At 42.2% G+C, this 13,889-nt stretch carries 15 protein-coding genes and 1 pseudogene; 15 read left to right on the forward strand and 1 reads right to left on the reverse strand.

The window, feature by feature from the left end; genetic code table 11:
• The 15 genes from Q0314_RS00150 to Q0314_RS00220 all read left to right on the forward strand — a co-directional run.
• The coding region (locus Q0314_RS00150) for an ATP-binding cassette domain-containing protein (RefSeq protein ID WP_298055130.1) at nt 1-1,249 on the forward strand (1,249 nt) is incomplete at its 5' end.
• Nucleotides 1,250-1,280: 31 nt separating this feature from the next.
• Nucleotides 1,281-2,645, forward strand: coding sequence for an ABC transporter ATP-binding protein (locus tag Q0314_RS00155; RefSeq protein WP_298055133.1), 1,365 nt, complete (start codon nt 1,281-1,283; stop codon nt 2,643-2,645).
• 9 nt (nt 2,646-2,654) lie between these two features.
• The gene (atpG, locus tag Q0314_RS00160; RefSeq protein WP_002939426.1) at nt 2,655-3,542 is read left to right on the forward strand and encodes an ATP synthase F1 subunit gamma; all 888 of its coding nucleotides are present in this window, start codon (nt 2,655-2,657) and stop codon (nt 3,540-3,542) included.
• 11 nt (nt 3,543-3,553) lie between these two features.
• The gene (gene atpD / locus Q0314_RS00165; RefSeq protein ID WP_298055141.1) at nt 3,554-4,951 is read left to right on the forward strand and encodes a F0F1 ATP synthase subunit beta; all 1,398 of its coding nucleotides are present in this window, start codon (nt 3,554-3,556) and stop codon (nt 4,949-4,951) included.
• A gap of 16 nt (nt 4,952-4,967) precedes the next feature.
• On the forward strand, nt 4,968-5,357 hold the full coding sequence (atpC, locus tag Q0314_RS00170) for an ATP synthase F1 subunit epsilon (RefSeq protein WP_298055143.1): 390 nt from the start codon (nt 4,968-4,970) through the stop codon (nt 5,355-5,357).
• Nucleotides 5,357-5,938 (forward strand): MotA/TolQ/ExbB proton channel family protein, encoded by a 582-nt coding sequence (locus tag Q0314_RS00175; protein ID WP_295144906.1) that lies wholly within the window; start codon nt 5,357-5,359, stop codon nt 5,936-5,938. Before atpC ends, Q0314_RS00175 begins: the two co-directional genes overlap by 1 nt.
• Nucleotides 5,935-6,327: a biopolymer transporter ExbD gene (locus Q0314_RS00180; RefSeq protein ID WP_295144909.1), complete on the forward strand. Its 393-nt coding sequence runs from the start codon at nt 5,935-5,937 to the stop codon at nt 6,325-6,327. The genes Q0314_RS00175 and Q0314_RS00180 overlap by 4 nt, the downstream gene beginning before the upstream one ends.
• Nucleotides 6,320-7,150 (forward strand): TonB C-terminal domain-containing protein, encoded by an 831-nt coding sequence (locus Q0314_RS00185; RefSeq protein WP_366114233.1) that lies wholly within the window; start codon nt 6,320-6,322, stop codon nt 7,148-7,150. Before Q0314_RS00180 ends, Q0314_RS00185 begins: the two co-directional genes overlap by 8 nt.
• Nucleotides 7,151-7,160: 10 nt before the next feature.
• Nucleotides 7,161-8,435 (forward strand): Tol-Pal system protein TolB, encoded by a 1,275-nt coding sequence (tolB, locus tag Q0314_RS00190; RefSeq protein ID WP_298055148.1) that lies wholly within the window; start codon nt 7,161-7,163, stop codon nt 8,433-8,435.
• Between the two features lie 53 nt (nt 8,436-8,488).
• Entirely contained in the window at nt 8,489-9,007 is a 519-nt protein-coding gene (locus tag Q0314_RS00195; RefSeq protein ID WP_039895131.1) for an OmpA family protein, read from the forward strand.
• Between the two features lie 8 nt (nt 9,008-9,015).
• Nucleotides 9,016-9,912 carry a tetratricopeptide repeat protein gene (locus tag Q0314_RS00200; RefSeq protein WP_298055151.1) on the forward strand — a complete coding sequence of 299 codons (897 nt, stop codon included), beginning with the start codon at nt 9,016-9,018 and terminating at the stop codon, nt 9,910-9,912.
• Nucleotides 9,913-9,971: 59 nt separating this feature from the next.
• The gene (locus tag Q0314_RS00205) at nt 9,972-10,583 is read left to right on the forward strand and encodes a peptidylprolyl isomerase (RefSeq protein ID WP_298055154.1); all 612 of its coding nucleotides are present in this window, start codon (nt 9,972-9,974) and stop codon (nt 10,581-10,583) included.
• Nucleotides 10,584-10,593: 10 nt separating this feature from the next.
• Nucleotides 10,594-11,514, forward strand: a complete 921-nt coding sequence (gene fabD / locus Q0314_RS00210; protein ID WP_298055157.1) for an ACP S-malonyltransferase — start codon at nt 10,594-10,596, stop codon at nt 11,512-11,514.
• Nucleotides 11,511-12,194: a 5'-methylthioadenosine/adenosylhomocysteine nucleosidase gene (locus Q0314_RS00215; RefSeq protein WP_298055159.1), complete on the forward strand. Its 684-nt coding sequence runs from the start codon at nt 11,511-11,513 to the stop codon at nt 12,192-12,194. The genes fabD and Q0314_RS00215 overlap by 4 nt, the downstream gene beginning before the upstream one ends.
• Nucleotides 12,191-12,958 (forward strand): ATP-binding protein, encoded by a 768-nt coding sequence (locus tag Q0314_RS00220; protein ID WP_298055160.1) that lies wholly within the window; start codon nt 12,191-12,193, stop codon nt 12,956-12,958. The genes Q0314_RS00215 and Q0314_RS00220 overlap by 4 nt, the downstream gene beginning before the upstream one ends.
• Nucleotides 12,959-13,058: 100 nt before the next feature.
• Here the strand turns inward: Q0314_RS00220 and Q0314_RS00225 are convergent.
• Nucleotides 13,059-13,889: pseudogene (locus Q0314_RS00225) on the reverse strand (ankyrin repeat domain-containing protein); the annotation flags it as partial.

A 13,889-nucleotide genomic window follows, 5' to 3' on the forward strand; every position in this document is an offset into this window, starting at 1 on the left:
GGAGCTTACACGGGAAAGCCCGAACGGCGAAACGTATCATTTGGATCTTTTGGTTAAAACCGATAACGGTCTTATCGTGAATCTTGAAATGCAGCAGTTTTGGAAAAACTCTTTTCCGAGAAGAAATCAGCTCTATTTGATGCGTACCGCTTCCCGTTTTTTAAAACAAAAAACAAAAGAAGCCTTTGAAAAAATGGGAATTAGCGACTTGATGGACAAGAAACTTTCCGAACTTTCCGGAGGACAAAAGCAAAAAGTAGCAATTGCTTCCACTTTGCTATATGATACCAAAATTATTTTCTTTGACGAGCCTTCCTCCAATTTGGATTATCAAGGGATTGTCCAGTTTAGAGATATTGTTCGCAGTTTAAGAGCGATGGGAAAAACAATCCTTGTTGCGGAACATCGATTGTTCTTTTTAAATGATTTATATGACCGCTTAATCTATATGAAAGACGGGACGATCGAAAGGGTGTTTTCTCAAGGAGAACTCACAGAGAATGACTGCAAAAAATATGGATTGCGAGCAATCAGTTATCAGTCCCTGAAAGCACAAAACTTGGGTGTGGAACAAGAGAAGGGTGCGGGTATCGTGGATTTAAATATCAATATCGGGAAACAGGAACTCATAAAGAATCTTTCCTTTGATCTTCATTATGGAGAAATTATGGCGATTATTGGGAAAAATGGAATCGGAAAAACAACATTAGGAAGAACTTTGGCAGGCTTAATTAAAAATAAAGGGAAAATAAGCTATGGAAAAACAACGAAAGAAAGATTGAAGCAATCATACTATATGATGCAGGATGTGGATTATCAAATTTTCTTTGATACGGTGGAAAATGAATTGATCCCTAAAAATAAAGTGAAAGATAGTGAATATCTGAAAGAAGTCACCTCCTACATTAGGGCGATTGATTTGTGGGATAAAAAAATGGATCATCCGCAAGAGCTTTCCGGTGGGCAAAAGCAAAGGCTTGCACTTGCTACTGCCTTTTTAAGTGAAAGGAAAATCATTATATTGGACGAGCCGACTTCAGGGCTTGATTACAAAAGAATGAAAGAAATAGGAGCTATGATAAGGAAGTATGCCGCTAAGAGACCGGTGGTTATTATTACCCATGATTTAGAACTTCTCTTTGAGGTGTGTAATACGGTGCTGATGATTGATGACAAGACTTATAAAAAAATACCTGTAAAAGAGAATGAAGCTGAAATATCGGATTTTTTATTTGCTTCCATAGGATAAAAATTTTTGGTATCAAAGGAGGATTCAGATTATGAATTTAATCAAACAGTATGTAAAAGAATATAAGAACACTTACATTCAATCCGTTCTATTGGCAGTTTTAGGAGTGGTATCCGGTCTTGCCGCATATATCGTATTAGCAAAAATGATTGTAGGACTGATTGGAAAAAACACAGAATTCGGATTTTATTTGCAATACGGTCTTATGATATTAGCCGCAATGGTCTTGAAGGAAATCTTTGCGGCGGCTTCCACTTCCATATCGCATCAGGCAACTTTTTATTCTTTAAAAAGAATAAGGGAAGAAATTTCTAAAAAACTGTTTCGGATGCCCCTTGGAAAGGTTATGAATATTTCTTCCGGTAAGCTCAAGAATATTATTGTGGATCAGGTGGATTCTATGGAAACAACCTTAGCACATATTATTCCTGAAATGACCGCAAATATCATCGGTCCGATTCTCTTGCTGATCTATATGTTTATTTTGGATTGGAGATTGGCACTTGTTTCCCTGATTCCTCTTGTGATTGGAATGTTCTGTATGAAATCGGTGATGAGGTCTTATGGAAAAAAGTATCAGCAATCAGTAGAAATCAATCAAAGAATGAATAATGCAGTGGTTGAATATATCGGTGGAATTGAGGTCATCAAGATGTTCAATCAAAGCGAAACTTCCTATCAGAAATACAGTGGTGCAGTCCATGAAAATGCCTCGTTTTACTATCATTGGATGAAGGAAGCGATGATCGGTGTGTCTGCATACAGAAAAATTTCACCTATGTCTCTGCTCACAATCCTGCCGTTAGGAATTTATTTTTATTTAAATGGCTCTTTAACAATAGCGACCTTTATAACCATTATTGTACTTTCCTTCGGAACGGTGGAAAATATATTGACAGCGACCAATTATATGGATGATCTGTCCAGAATAGGAACGATTACAAAGGAAATCGGATTGATTTTGGATGCCCCTGATCTTGAGCATGGTAAAGTGAATGTTTCGTTATCCGGTAGTGCTATTGAACTGAAAAATGTGGATTTTTCCTATACGGAAGATAAAAAAGTATTAGAAGGGGTCAGTTTGACGATTGAGGAAAATCAGGTAACGGCATTTGTCGGTCCGTCAGGAGGCGGAAAGTCAACCATTACGAAACTGATCGCAGGTTTTTGGAATGCAGATGCCGGAGAAGTAATAATCGGAGGAAAAAACATCAAAGAGATTCCGCTGGAACAGTTATCCGAAACCATCTCTTATGTATCGCAGGACAACTATCTATTCGATATGTCTGTCAGAGAAAATATAAGAATCGGAAAGCCGTCGGCAAGTGATAAAGAAGTAGAAGAAATTTTACATAAAGCGTTGAAAGATTTTAAAGCGACTTTTGCCGCTAACTAGGGCTAAGATATGTCAAATTTAAAAGATATAAAACGAAAGATCAAGAGCGTCCAGAACACTCAAAAGACGACGCGTGCGATGAAGCTTGTCTCAACAGCAAAGCTTCGCAAAGCCGAAGAGGCTGCTCGATACTCTAGAGTTTACGCACTTAAGATCAATGAGGTTTTATCAGAGATAGCTTATAAGATCAATCAATATGCTTCAGTTATGACTGAGAGTAAATTTTTTAACACAACAAAGAGTGTAGAAAAGGTTGATATTATATTTGTTACCGCTGATAAAGGGCTTTGCGGTGGCTTTAATGTCCAGACCATAAAGACAGTTAGGCGCATGATCGATGAGCTAAAAGCCAAAAAGATCAAAGTTAGACTAAGAGCTGTTGGTAAAAAAGGCATAGAATTTTTCAATTTCCAAGGCGTTGAACTACTCGAGACTTATGTCGGAGCTAGCTCTTCTCCTACATATGAAAAAGCTCAAAAGATCATAAAAGACGCTATTGATGATTTTACAAACGGCATAACAGATAAGGTCGTGCTAATACACAATGGCTATAAAAATATGATTTCTCAAGAGATTAGAGTAAATGATATTGTGCCTATTGAGCCGTCTAAGATAGTTGCGGTTGAGACAAATTCTTTGATGGAATTTGAGCCAGAGGACAACTATACTAAGATTATGGATGAATTGCTCAATAAATATTTTGAGTATAGTATGTATTATGCTTTAGTTGACTCTTTGGCGGCTGAGCACAGCGCTAGAATGCAAGCTATGGATAATGCAACAAATAATGCTAAACAACGCGTCAAACAGTTAAATCTTGCTTACAATAAAGCAAGACAAGAGTCTATTACCACTGAGCTTATCGAGATCATCAGTGGTGTTGAATCAATGAAATAAAAGGAGTATGAATGAAGGGTGTTATTAGTCAAGTTATGGGCCCTGTGGTCGATGTTGACTTTAATGACTACTTGCCGAAGATCAATGAAGCTATCGAAGTTTTCTTTGAGGTTGAGGGCAAGAAACATAAACTAATATTAGAAGTTGCTGCTCACCTAGGTGATAATAGAGTTAGAACTATCGCTATGGATATGAGTGAGGGTCTGACTCGTGGCTTAGAGGCTAAAGCTCTTGGTGCACCTATAAGCGTGCCGGTTGGCGAAAAAGTTTTGGGTAGAATTTTTAACGTAGTTGGCGATTTGATCGACGAGGGTGAGGGTATAAATTTTGATAAGCACTGGTCTATCCACCGCGATCCTCCTCCATTTGAAGAGCAAAGCACAAAAAGTGAAATTTTTGAAACTGGTATCAAGGTAGTCGACCTTCTAGCTCCTTATGCAAAGGGTGGTAAAGTAGGTCTATTTGGTGGTGCTGGTGTTGGTAAAACGGTTATTATTATGGAGCTTATCCACAACGTTGCGTTTAAACACAGCGGTTATTCTGTATTTGCAGGTGTTGGTGAGAGAACTCGTGAAGGAAACGACCTTTATCACGAGATGAAAGAAAGTAACGTTTTGGATAAAGTTGCCTTGTGCTACGGCCAGATGAACGAGCCGCCGGGGGCAAGAAACCGCATCGCTCTAACAGGTCTAACAATGGCCGAGTATTTCCGCGACGAGATGGGACTTGACGTTTTGATGTTTATTGATAACATCTTCCGTTTCTCTCAGTCTGGCGCTGAGATGTCGGCGCTTCTTGGACGTATCCCGTCAGCCGTTGGTTATCAGCCGACTTTGGCGAGTGAAATGGGTAAATTCCAAGAGAGAATCACATCAACCAAAAAAGGTTCGATCACGTCGGTTCAGGCTGTTTACGTTCCTGCGGACGACCTTACCGACCCGGCTCCTGCGACCGTTTTTGCGCACCTTGACGCGACTACCGTTCTAAACAGAGCTATTGCAGAAAAAGGAATTTATCCTGCGGTTGACCCGCTTGATTCGACATCAAGAATGCTCGATCCTCAAATTTTAGGCGGCGAACACTATAAAGTAGCTCGCGGCGTACAGGCGGTTTTACAAAAATATAAAGACCTTCAAGATATCATCGCGATCCTCGGTATGGACGAGCTTAGCGAAGAAGATAAGGTTACGGTTGATCGCGCTAGAAAGATTGAGAGATTTTTATCTCAGCCGTTCTTCGTTGCCGAGGTGTTTACGGGAAGCCCCGGTAAATACGTAAGCCTTGAGGAAAATATCGCTGGCTTTAAGGGAATTTTAGAAGGAAAATATGACGATTTGCCTGAAAATGCATTTTATATGGTAGGAAACATCGACGAAGCGATAGCGAAAGCCGAGAAACTTAAAGCCTAAATTTAAAGGAAAAGTAATGAGTAAATTACATTTAGAAATCGTTACGCCTGAGGGTTTAGTCTTTTCAAACGATATTAAAAGCGTAGTTTTGCCGGGTAGCGAAGGCGAGTTTGGAGTTTTGCCCGGACACGCCTCGCTTATATCGCTTTTAAAGGCTGGGGTTATAGACATCGAGAGCGAAGATAAAAGCCATGATGCCGTCGCGATAAACTGGGGGTATGCCGAGATAAACGAAGGCAAGGCGACCATCCTTGCCGACGGCGCCGTTCACGTATCGGGAAATTCTGAGAGCGAGATAGCAAATTCATTGCAAAAGGCTAAGGATTTAATTGCCAGCATGAGTAGCGAGAATAACGCTATGGCTGCCACTGTGGCAAAATTAGACAGCATGGCTCGGACAAGATAGTGGCTGGACTTGATATTTTTTTAAACTACTTATCTAGAAGTAGTTTTATTACTATATTTGTGCTTAGCTGGCTTTCTTTTTATTTCATTATAAGCCTTACTATACTGTTTTCTCGTATGGCAGGGCTTAGGTCATGGCAAAAAAAAGAACAAAATGCTCTTGAGTCGTTATTGATGGGCGGGTCTAAACATGTTTTAAACGAATCCATTTTAAAACGGTTCGTAAGCGGCTCGATATCTAGAGAGAAGCTCTCGGTCGCCGTTAGTATCGCTGAGCGAAATGCAACCAGCGGTATTACTTGGCTTAGTATAGTTGCCTCTACGTCGCCTTTTATCGGACTTTTTGGCACGGTTGTTTCTATCTTGGAGACCTTTTCTCAGCTTGGACAAGGCGGCGGAAATTCTTCTCTAAATGTTATCGCTCCTGCTATCAGCGAGGCACTAGTGGCAACCGGGGCAGGTATATTTGTAGCGATACCTGCTTACACGTTTAGCTTGCTTATCAAGAGGAAAGCTTACGAGCTTATGGGCGTGATTAAGCGAGAGGTGGATATTCTCGTAACGCTTAAAGAAGATCAATGATAAATCTTGACGAAACCCCGGAGTTAAATATAACTCCTCTCGTGGATATCATGCTAGTTTTGCTGGCGATTCTTATGGTTACTACGCCTACCATTGTTTACGATGAACAAATTTTATTACCGGACGGCTCAAAGACCAAAGCCTCTTCAGCCCAAAAAAAAGATTTAACCGTTATCGTGGATGCTACAAAAAAGGTTAGGATAGATCAAAGCACTATGGATTTGCGCGAGCTTCCCGATAACATCGTACTTATCGGAGCAAGATACGATAAAAATTCGCCCGTTTACATTAAGGCCGACAAAAGTCTTATATATGACGATGTAATGTTTGTTTTAAAAAGCGTAAAAAACGCTGGTTTTACAAAGGTAGCGCTTCAGACTAATGGATAAATTTGACCTCAAATTTAACACTTCCGGCTACTTTGTGCTGTCGGCTTTTCTTTATTTTTGCATAATAATCGGTATTTTTATCAAGCTTACATACTTTAAGGAAGAGCCGAAAAAATATACCGATACTAAAGACGCCTTTATGGATATCATGATAGTCGAGCGTGAACCTGACGTTACCGTAAAAGCACCAGAGCCTAAAAAAGAGGTCGTAAAAGAAGAAAAACCACAGCCTATAAAAAAAGAGGAAGAGGTTAAAAAAGAAGAACCCAAACCTGATACCACCAACAAGCCGCCTGAGCCTGATCCCGTACCGCCAAAACCTGAAGAAAAAAAAGTTGAAGAGCCAAATTTAAAGGATTTATTCGGTAGTATCGATACCTCTAAACTAAAAGAGGATAAGGTTGCTAAGAAGAAAGAGCAACCCAAAGAGCAAAGCCGCAAAAAGCCGGAAAAGAGCCAGGTAACTAGTGAGCAAAAAAAAGCTAGCGACCTTATCAAGAATTTTACTTTGGATCAGGTTGCCAAAACTCCAAAGTCGCAAATGACAGGTGAATATAACGAATATTTTGGCATGATTAGCAGAATTTTGCAGAGCAGATGGAGCGCTTATAAAGCTGATTCTAGCGATGAGGCGGAGGTTGAGATTGTCATCGACATTGACGGATCGTTTAGTTATGATATAAAAAAGTTATCGTATAATAGCGAATTTAACGACAAGGTTAGAGATTTCTTAGAGCGTATGACTTCTGAGAAATTTCCGCCGCCTACTCAGATAGGCAGAGCTGTTAAGCTCGGAACTAAATTGCAAGACAAACTAGAATAACGGAGGAACAATGAAGAAAATTTTACTTTTTCTTACTTTTGCGAGTTGGCTTTTTGCCGTTGATGCAACTATTTCGGTCGTCAACAAAGGCTTAGCCCTACCAAAAATCGTGCTTCAAGACGCTACAACGGCTGTCGGCGATCAGGCCTTTAAAAGCAAATTTCATAAAATCATGTTGGGCGACTTGAAGGTCAGCTCTGATTTTGAGGTTGCGGACGAATATATCGCCAGTAGCTATGAGGGTGACTCGAATACGAACGTCATGAGCGAAAAAGGTGCGCAGCTTATATTTAGATACGCGCTTGAGGGCTCTGCAAACTCGCCTCTAACCCTCAGAGTTAAGCTAATTAATGCAAAAACGGCGACTACTCAGTACGAGAAAATTTATAATATGAACGACGGATCAAAGTATCCGTTTATCGCGCATAAAGCGATAGTTGAGCTTATCAACGAGCTAAAAATGCCGCCTGTAAACTGGATGGAGAAATTTATCATCTTTGCCAAAGGAACTGGTTCAAAGCAAAGCGAGATCGTTATAGCCGACTACACTTTGACCTACCAAAAAGTACTTGTTCGCGGCGGTTTGAATATATTTCCTAAATGGGTAGGAGCTGATCAGAGTGCATTTTATTACTCTGATTACAGTGGCAAAAACTTAGTTCTTTATAGATATGACGTTGCAAGCGGCCAAAAAACTAAAATTTTAGATAGCAAGGGTGGTATGCTTATAGCCTCCGACGTTAGCCAAAACGGAGATAAAATTTTGCTAACTATGGCTCCGCAAGATCAACCTGATATCTATATATACGACCTAAATTCAAAAAGACTATCTCAGGTAACCAACTATAGCGGCATAGACGTCAACGGCAACTTCGTCGATGGCGACAGACGCGTAGTTTTCGTTTCCGATAGACTCGGCTATCCTAACGTTTTCGCACAAAACGTCGATGGAAGCGGTTTTGAACAGTTGGTCTATCACGGCAAAAACAACAACTCCGTCAGCACCTATCAAAACTATATAGTTTACTCCAGTAGAGAAGACGGTAAGAGTAGCTTTGGAACGAGAGATTTTAACATTTACATGATCTCTACGCAGACTGATTACATCAGACAGCTTACCGCAAGCGGTAAAAATTTATACCCTAGATTTTCTAGCGACGGACAAAGCGTAGTGTTTATCAAAGAGCTTGGCGGCCAGAGTTCTCTTGGTATAATTCGCGTAAATGAGAACAAAAGTTTCCAATTTCCGTTAAAAATCGGTAAAATTCAGTCTATTGATTGGTAATATTTAGTAAATTTTATGATATAATCACGTTAAATTTCTATAAAAGGATGAAAATGAAAAAAGTAGTTTTAACTTCTGCTGCTATTGCAGCTTTATTGTTGAGCGGTTGTAGCTCTAAAAACCCTGAAGTTGATATGAGCGCTGACGCCAATCAAAATATGGGCGGTATGAACTCAAGCGATAACATGATGAGCGATAGCGAGAGATTGCAACAATTAATTTCAAGCATCGAAGGTCAAGTTCAAACTGTATACTTTGACTTTGACAAATTTAACATCAAAGGCGACATGCAGTCTGCTATCAACACAAACGCAGGCCTATTTAATCAATCAGAGGCTCAAGCTCTTTCTGTAAAAGTAGAGGGTAACTGCGACGAGTGGGGTACAGACGAGTACAACTATGCGCTTGGTCTAAAAAGAGCAAAAGCTGCTAAAGACGCTCTTGTAAAACAAGGCGTTGCTGCTGATAGAATTACCGTTGTAAGCTACGGCGAAAGCAACCCTGTTTGCACAGACAAAACAAAAGCTTGCGACGCTCAAAACAGACGTGCTGAATTTAAAGTTCTTCCATAATTAAATTTATGACGAATTTAAAAACTTTCGTGGCTCTTTTTATAGGAGCCACTCTCTCTTATTCCGCTTCCAATGAAATTTCGGTATTTGACGCTGGAAATTTAGATAGCTCTAGCCCCTACGGTTTGACTGATAACGAAAAAACATTTCTAAAAAACAAACAAAACGTAGAAAATCTAAGTAGAAATATGGGTGACGTCGAGTCAAATTTAAATGCCATGCAAGAGCGCCTAGAAGGCTTGCAAAGCGTGCTAGACGGACTAAACTCGAGAATGTCTAGGATAGAAAAAAGACTAAACGATCTTGAAGGAAACGACGGAAATTCTACCGCAAAAAGCGATTTCGACGAGCTTAAAAAGTACGTAGAAGAAAGCCGAAAAATACAAGAGGCCAACAACGCTAAAATCACCAAAGCCCTTAAGGATATGGGCGCTTTGATAGATAAGAGCAACGCTGCGCCCGCTACTACAAAAAAAAACGATGAAGACAAGTCGGTAGCTAGCAGTAGCCCAGCCGCTGAGCCGCAAACTCCAAAGACTGATTTTACTAAACAAAAAAATCAAGATGTGGCAAGCGAAGCTAAAAAGCTATTTGACGCAGGCAAGCTCGACGATGCTAAGGCTAGATACGAGTATCTTTTAAGTAAAGATCATAAGCCTGCTATGGCAAATTTTTATCTCGGCGAGATAGCGTATCAGCAAAAAGCTTACAACAACGCTATAAAATACTATCAGCAGAGCATCCAGCTGTACGACAAGGCCGACTATACCCCAAAGCTTCTTTATCACACTGCCATCAGCTTTGATAAGATAAAAGATACGGCGAGTGCGAATAAATTTTACAAAGCACTAAAACTAGGCTATCCCGACAGCAAAGAAGCCAAAGCTGCACCTACTCGAAACTAAAACTATATTTAATAAATTTAACGATATAATCACGTTATTTTCATAAATAGGAGAAAAACGTGAAAGAACAAGTTATAGCTATGTTTTATGAGCTAAAAGACGCAAAAACGGGCGAAATTTTAGAGTCCAATATGCAAGTAGGGCAGGAGATTTCTTTTTTAACGGGCCGCGGACATATCATCGAGAAACTGGAAGAAGAGGTCACCAAACTAGAAAAGGGCGAAACAAAAGTTATCGTTATCCCAGCTGCGCAGGCTTGCGGCGAATACGACTCTAGCGCCGTTCAGATGCTACCTAAAGAGCAGTTTGCTGGCATCGAGCTAAAAGAGGGTATGGAGCTTTTCGGTCAAGGCGAGCACGGCGAAAGCGTACGCGTGATAGTAAAATCTATCGGCGAGGACGACGTAACAGTTGATTTTAACCACCCTTACGCAGGCAAAGATTTGGAGTTTAAGGTTCAAATTTTCGACAAACGCGACGCTACGCCGGACGAGATAGCTACAGGCATGGTAGCCGGCGCTCACGCATGCGGATGCGGCGGACACGATCACGACCATCATCACGGCGAGGGCGGTTGCTGCGGAGGCCACGGCCATCATGAGCATAAAGAGGGCGGTTGCTGCGGCGGGCACGGTCATCACCATGATGACGGCGGATGCGGTTGCCACTAAGAGGACCTAGATGAGAGCGGCGTTTATATTCCCGGGACAAGGCTCGCAAAGCATCGGCATGGGTAAGGAAATTTACGAAAATTTCCGCCCGGCCGCCGAGCTTTTACAAAATGCAAGCGATAGCCTAAAAATCGACTTTTCAAATCTACTTTTCAACGAAAACGACCTTATAAACAGGAGCGAATTTACCCAGCCGGCCATCGTTTTAAACTCGCTTATGTGCTATCTCGCGCTAAAGCAAAGCGTAAATTTAAAACCGAAATTTGCGCTCGGGCACTCTTTGGGCGAGTTTAGCGCGCTTGCGGTTAGCGGCGCGTTTGATTTTGTCGATGCGCTTAGGATCGTAAATTTACGCGGTAAATTTATGCAAGAGGACTGTGCAGGCAAAGACGTAACGATGAGCGTTATTTTGGGTCTTAGCGACGAGACGGTAGAGCAAATTTGCAAAAACGCTCAGGCGGACGGCCATCAAATTTACGCCGCGAACTACAACTGCGACGGCCAAATCGTGATCGCGGGACTAAAAGAGGACATCGCCAAATTTGAGTCCGCGTTTAAAGAAGCGGGCGCTAAGCGCGTACTACCTCTAAATATGTCCGTCATCAGCCACTGCCCGCTTTTAAAGAGCGCTAGCGAGAAGCTAACGGCACAGCTAGAGCCTGCGTTAGCCGCCAAATTTGCGTCTGTCGTTTCAAATGCGTCGGCGAAGGCTTACGGCTCGAAAGACGAAGCGCTAATTTTGCTAAAAGCCCAGCTCGTAAGCCCTGTTTTATACAAACAAAGTATCAAAAGCATCGAAAACGAGGTTGATATGTTTGTGGAGTTCGGTGGTAGCGTGCTAAAAGGCATCAACAAAAAAATCACCGAAAAGCCGACCTTTAGCGTCACCGATCTTAGCAGCCTTGAAGAGCTTTTAAAGGAGCTTAAATGATAGCGATCTTGGGCGCGATGCGCGAGGAGGTTGCCCCTCTACTTGAGCGCGTCAAGGATTATAAAGAAGTTAAGCACGCAAATAACGTATTTTACCTAGCAAATTTTGGCGGCAAAGAGCTTGTGATCGCCTACTCTAAGATCGGCAAGGTAAACGCCGCTCTAACCGCAAGCGCGATGATAGAGAAATTTGGCGCCCGGAAGCTGCTTTTTACCGGCGTCGCAGGCGCGCTAAATCCAAATTTGAAAATCGGCGATATGCTTTACGCGACTAGCCTGGTGCAGCACGACGTCGATATCACGGCGTTTGGGCACCCTTACGGCTACGTGCCCGAGACCAGCATCTTTATCAAAAGCGACAACTCTCTAAACGCATTAGCCTCTAGCGTCGCTGCCGAAAAAAGTATCGAGCTAAAAGGCGGCGTCATAGCCACAGGCGATCAGTTTATCTGCGACAACGCGAAAAAAGAGTGGCTAAAAGCAACCTTCAAAGCCGATGCGGCCGAGATGGAGGGCGCTAGCGTGGCGCTGGTTTGCGAGAGTCTAGGCGTGCCGTTTTTCGTGCTTCGCGCCATCAGCGACGAGGCAGGCGGCAGTGCGGAGTTTGACTTCGATAAATTTTTACAAGACTCGGCAAACGTGAGCGCGCAGTTCATGCTCGCGATGATCGAGCGGCTATGATAGAGCTTAGCAAGCGGCTGCTGCGCCAGGTCGGGCAGACCAACGCCAGATACCGCATGGTGCGCGGCGGGGATAAAATTTTGCTCGGTCTTAGCGGCGGCAAGGATAGCCTCGCGCTCGCGCACGTGCTAAAACATATGCAAAACGTCACGCCCGAAAAATTTGAGTTTAAGGCCGTGACGCTAAGCTACGGCATGGGCGAGGACTACGCATACCTCACGCGCCACTGCGCCGAGCACGGCATCGAGCACGACGTGATCGATAGCTCGATTTTTGAGATATCAAAGGACAAGATCCGCAAAAACTCCAGCTTTTGCAGCTTTTTCTCGCGTATGAGGCGCGGCTATCTCTATACCTACGCGCTTGAGCACGGCTTTAACAAGCTCGCCATCGCCCACCACCTCGACGACGCGGTCGAGAGTTTTTTTATGAATTTTACTTATAACGGCGCGCTACGAACGCTTGCTCCAAAATACGTCGCGGCAAACGGTATCGAGGTTATCAGGCCGTTTATATTCGTGCGCGAAAGACAGCTACGCGAAAATGCCGTGCGAAACGGGCTTGCAGTTATCGGCGACGAGGCGTGTCCGGCGATGCGATTTGACATCAAGATGCCTCACGCCAGAGCTGAAACTAAGGAGCTTTTGGCAAATTTAGAAAAGCAAAATCCAAAGCTTTTCGTCTCGCTAAAGGCTGCTTTTGAAAACATCCACAGCGATACGTTTTTCGCCGCTGGGGCGCAAAATTTGACCGACGAGGAGTGAGAACTCGTCAAATTTAGCTTAAATTTGACCGCTCTTTCGGTCAAATTTGACTTTTGCCGGTCTGGTTTCTCCTTGCTCCTACCGCGCCATAAGCGATTCATCATCGTCGCTCTGCGGCATCTTTGCTCCTTAATTTTTGGATTAGTTTATTAGATATTAATTTTTCTTTGTCTTGACTACTTATGTTGGCGTCGATATAGATCACCTTAGCCGTATCTCCTATGCGTATTATTGCATCCATCTTTTTTTGCTCGTTTGCCCACGACATAAATGTTCGTACGTCTTGAAAGGTTCCATCAGGCTCGGTGCAATATTTTTCTAAATTTTTTATTGGCATATCTACATAAAACGGCCTTTTTTTGTTTATATTTTCTCCGTCTATCCATCTTATTTTATACCATATATAAGTATCATGGCACTTTTTATACGCCTCTTTCAGCTCCTCGCTAGTAGGTTGCCCCGAAACGTTGTTGTCTAGTAGTAAATTTAGCATAGGTTCGTAGTTTGGTATTATGCTCAGCCTGTCAAAGCAGTCATATTCTTCATATCTTTGGGCTTTAAATGTACACTCGGGTTTATATCCCAACTCAAAAAACATTTTTGAAATTTCTAGTAGATTATTAGCTATGACGTATGCGAAGGGATCTGATGCGCCCTTTGAGTCCGTATCGGGGAAATCAAAATTTATATGTATATCGTCTTTATCTATTACGATACTATCTATAAAATCATATAATGCATAATCTAAATATAATTGTATCCTTCCCGCTTCCTCAAGTCTTACTCCGCTATCAAGCAAGAGCTTAACGGTCTTTGTGGAGTTGTTTTCTATGGCGTAGGCCAGGGGCGAGAGTTTGTAGTTATCTCGCGCATGAGCGTTTGCGCCCATATCTATCAACCTTTTTGCCGTGACTTCGTCATCGTAAAAGCT

Origin of the sequence: uncultured Campylobacter sp., from assembly GCF_938040115.1 — a bacterium.
Lineage (GTDB): Bacteria > Campylobacterota > Campylobacteria > Campylobacterales > Campylobacteraceae > Campylobacter_A.

Excerpts from the sequence above, each read along its gene's own strand:
- Q0314_RS00155 (WP_298055133.1), top strand. The coding sequence starts at position 1,281 with ATGAATTTAATCAAACAGTATGTAAAAGAATATAAGAACACTTACATT.
- atpG (WP_002939426.1), top strand. The coding sequence starts at position 2,655 with ATGTCAAATTTAAAAGATATAAAACGAAAGATCAAGAGCGTCCAGAAC.
- atpD (WP_298055141.1), top strand. The coding sequence starts at position 3,554 with ATGAAGGGTGTTATTAGTCAAGTTATGGGCCCTGTGGTCGATGTTGAC.
- atpC (WP_298055143.1), top strand. The coding sequence starts at position 4,968 with ATGAGTAAATTACATTTAGAAATCGTTACGCCTGAGGGTTTAGTCTTT.
- Q0314_RS00180 (WP_295144909.1), top strand. The coding sequence starts at position 5,935 with ATGATAAATCTTGACGAAACCCCGGAGTTAAATATAACTCCTCTCGTG.
- Q0314_RS00185 (WP_366114233.1), top strand. The coding sequence starts at position 6,320 with ATGGATAAATTTGACCTCAAATTTAACACTTCCGGCTACTTTGTGCTG.
- tolB (WP_298055148.1), top strand. The coding sequence starts at position 7,161 with ATGAAGAAAATTTTACTTTTTCTTACTTTTGCGAGTTGGCTTTTTGCC.
- Q0314_RS00195 (WP_039895131.1), top strand. The coding sequence starts at position 8,489 with ATGAAAAAAGTAGTTTTAACTTCTGCTGCTATTGCAGCTTTATTGTTG.
- Q0314_RS00200 (WP_298055151.1), top strand. The coding sequence starts at position 9,016 with ATGACGAATTTAAAAACTTTCGTGGCTCTTTTTATAGGAGCCACTCTC.
- fabD (WP_298055157.1), top strand. The coding sequence starts at position 10,594 with ATGAGAGCGGCGTTTATATTCCCGGGACAAGGCTCGCAAAGCATCGGC.
- Q0314_RS00215 (WP_298055159.1), top strand. The coding sequence starts at position 11,511 with ATGATAGCGATCTTGGGCGCGATGCGCGAGGAGGTTGCCCCTCTACTT.
- Q0314_RS00220 (WP_298055160.1), top strand. The coding sequence starts at position 12,191 with ATGATAGAGCTTAGCAAGCGGCTGCTGCGCCAGGTCGGGCAGACCAAC.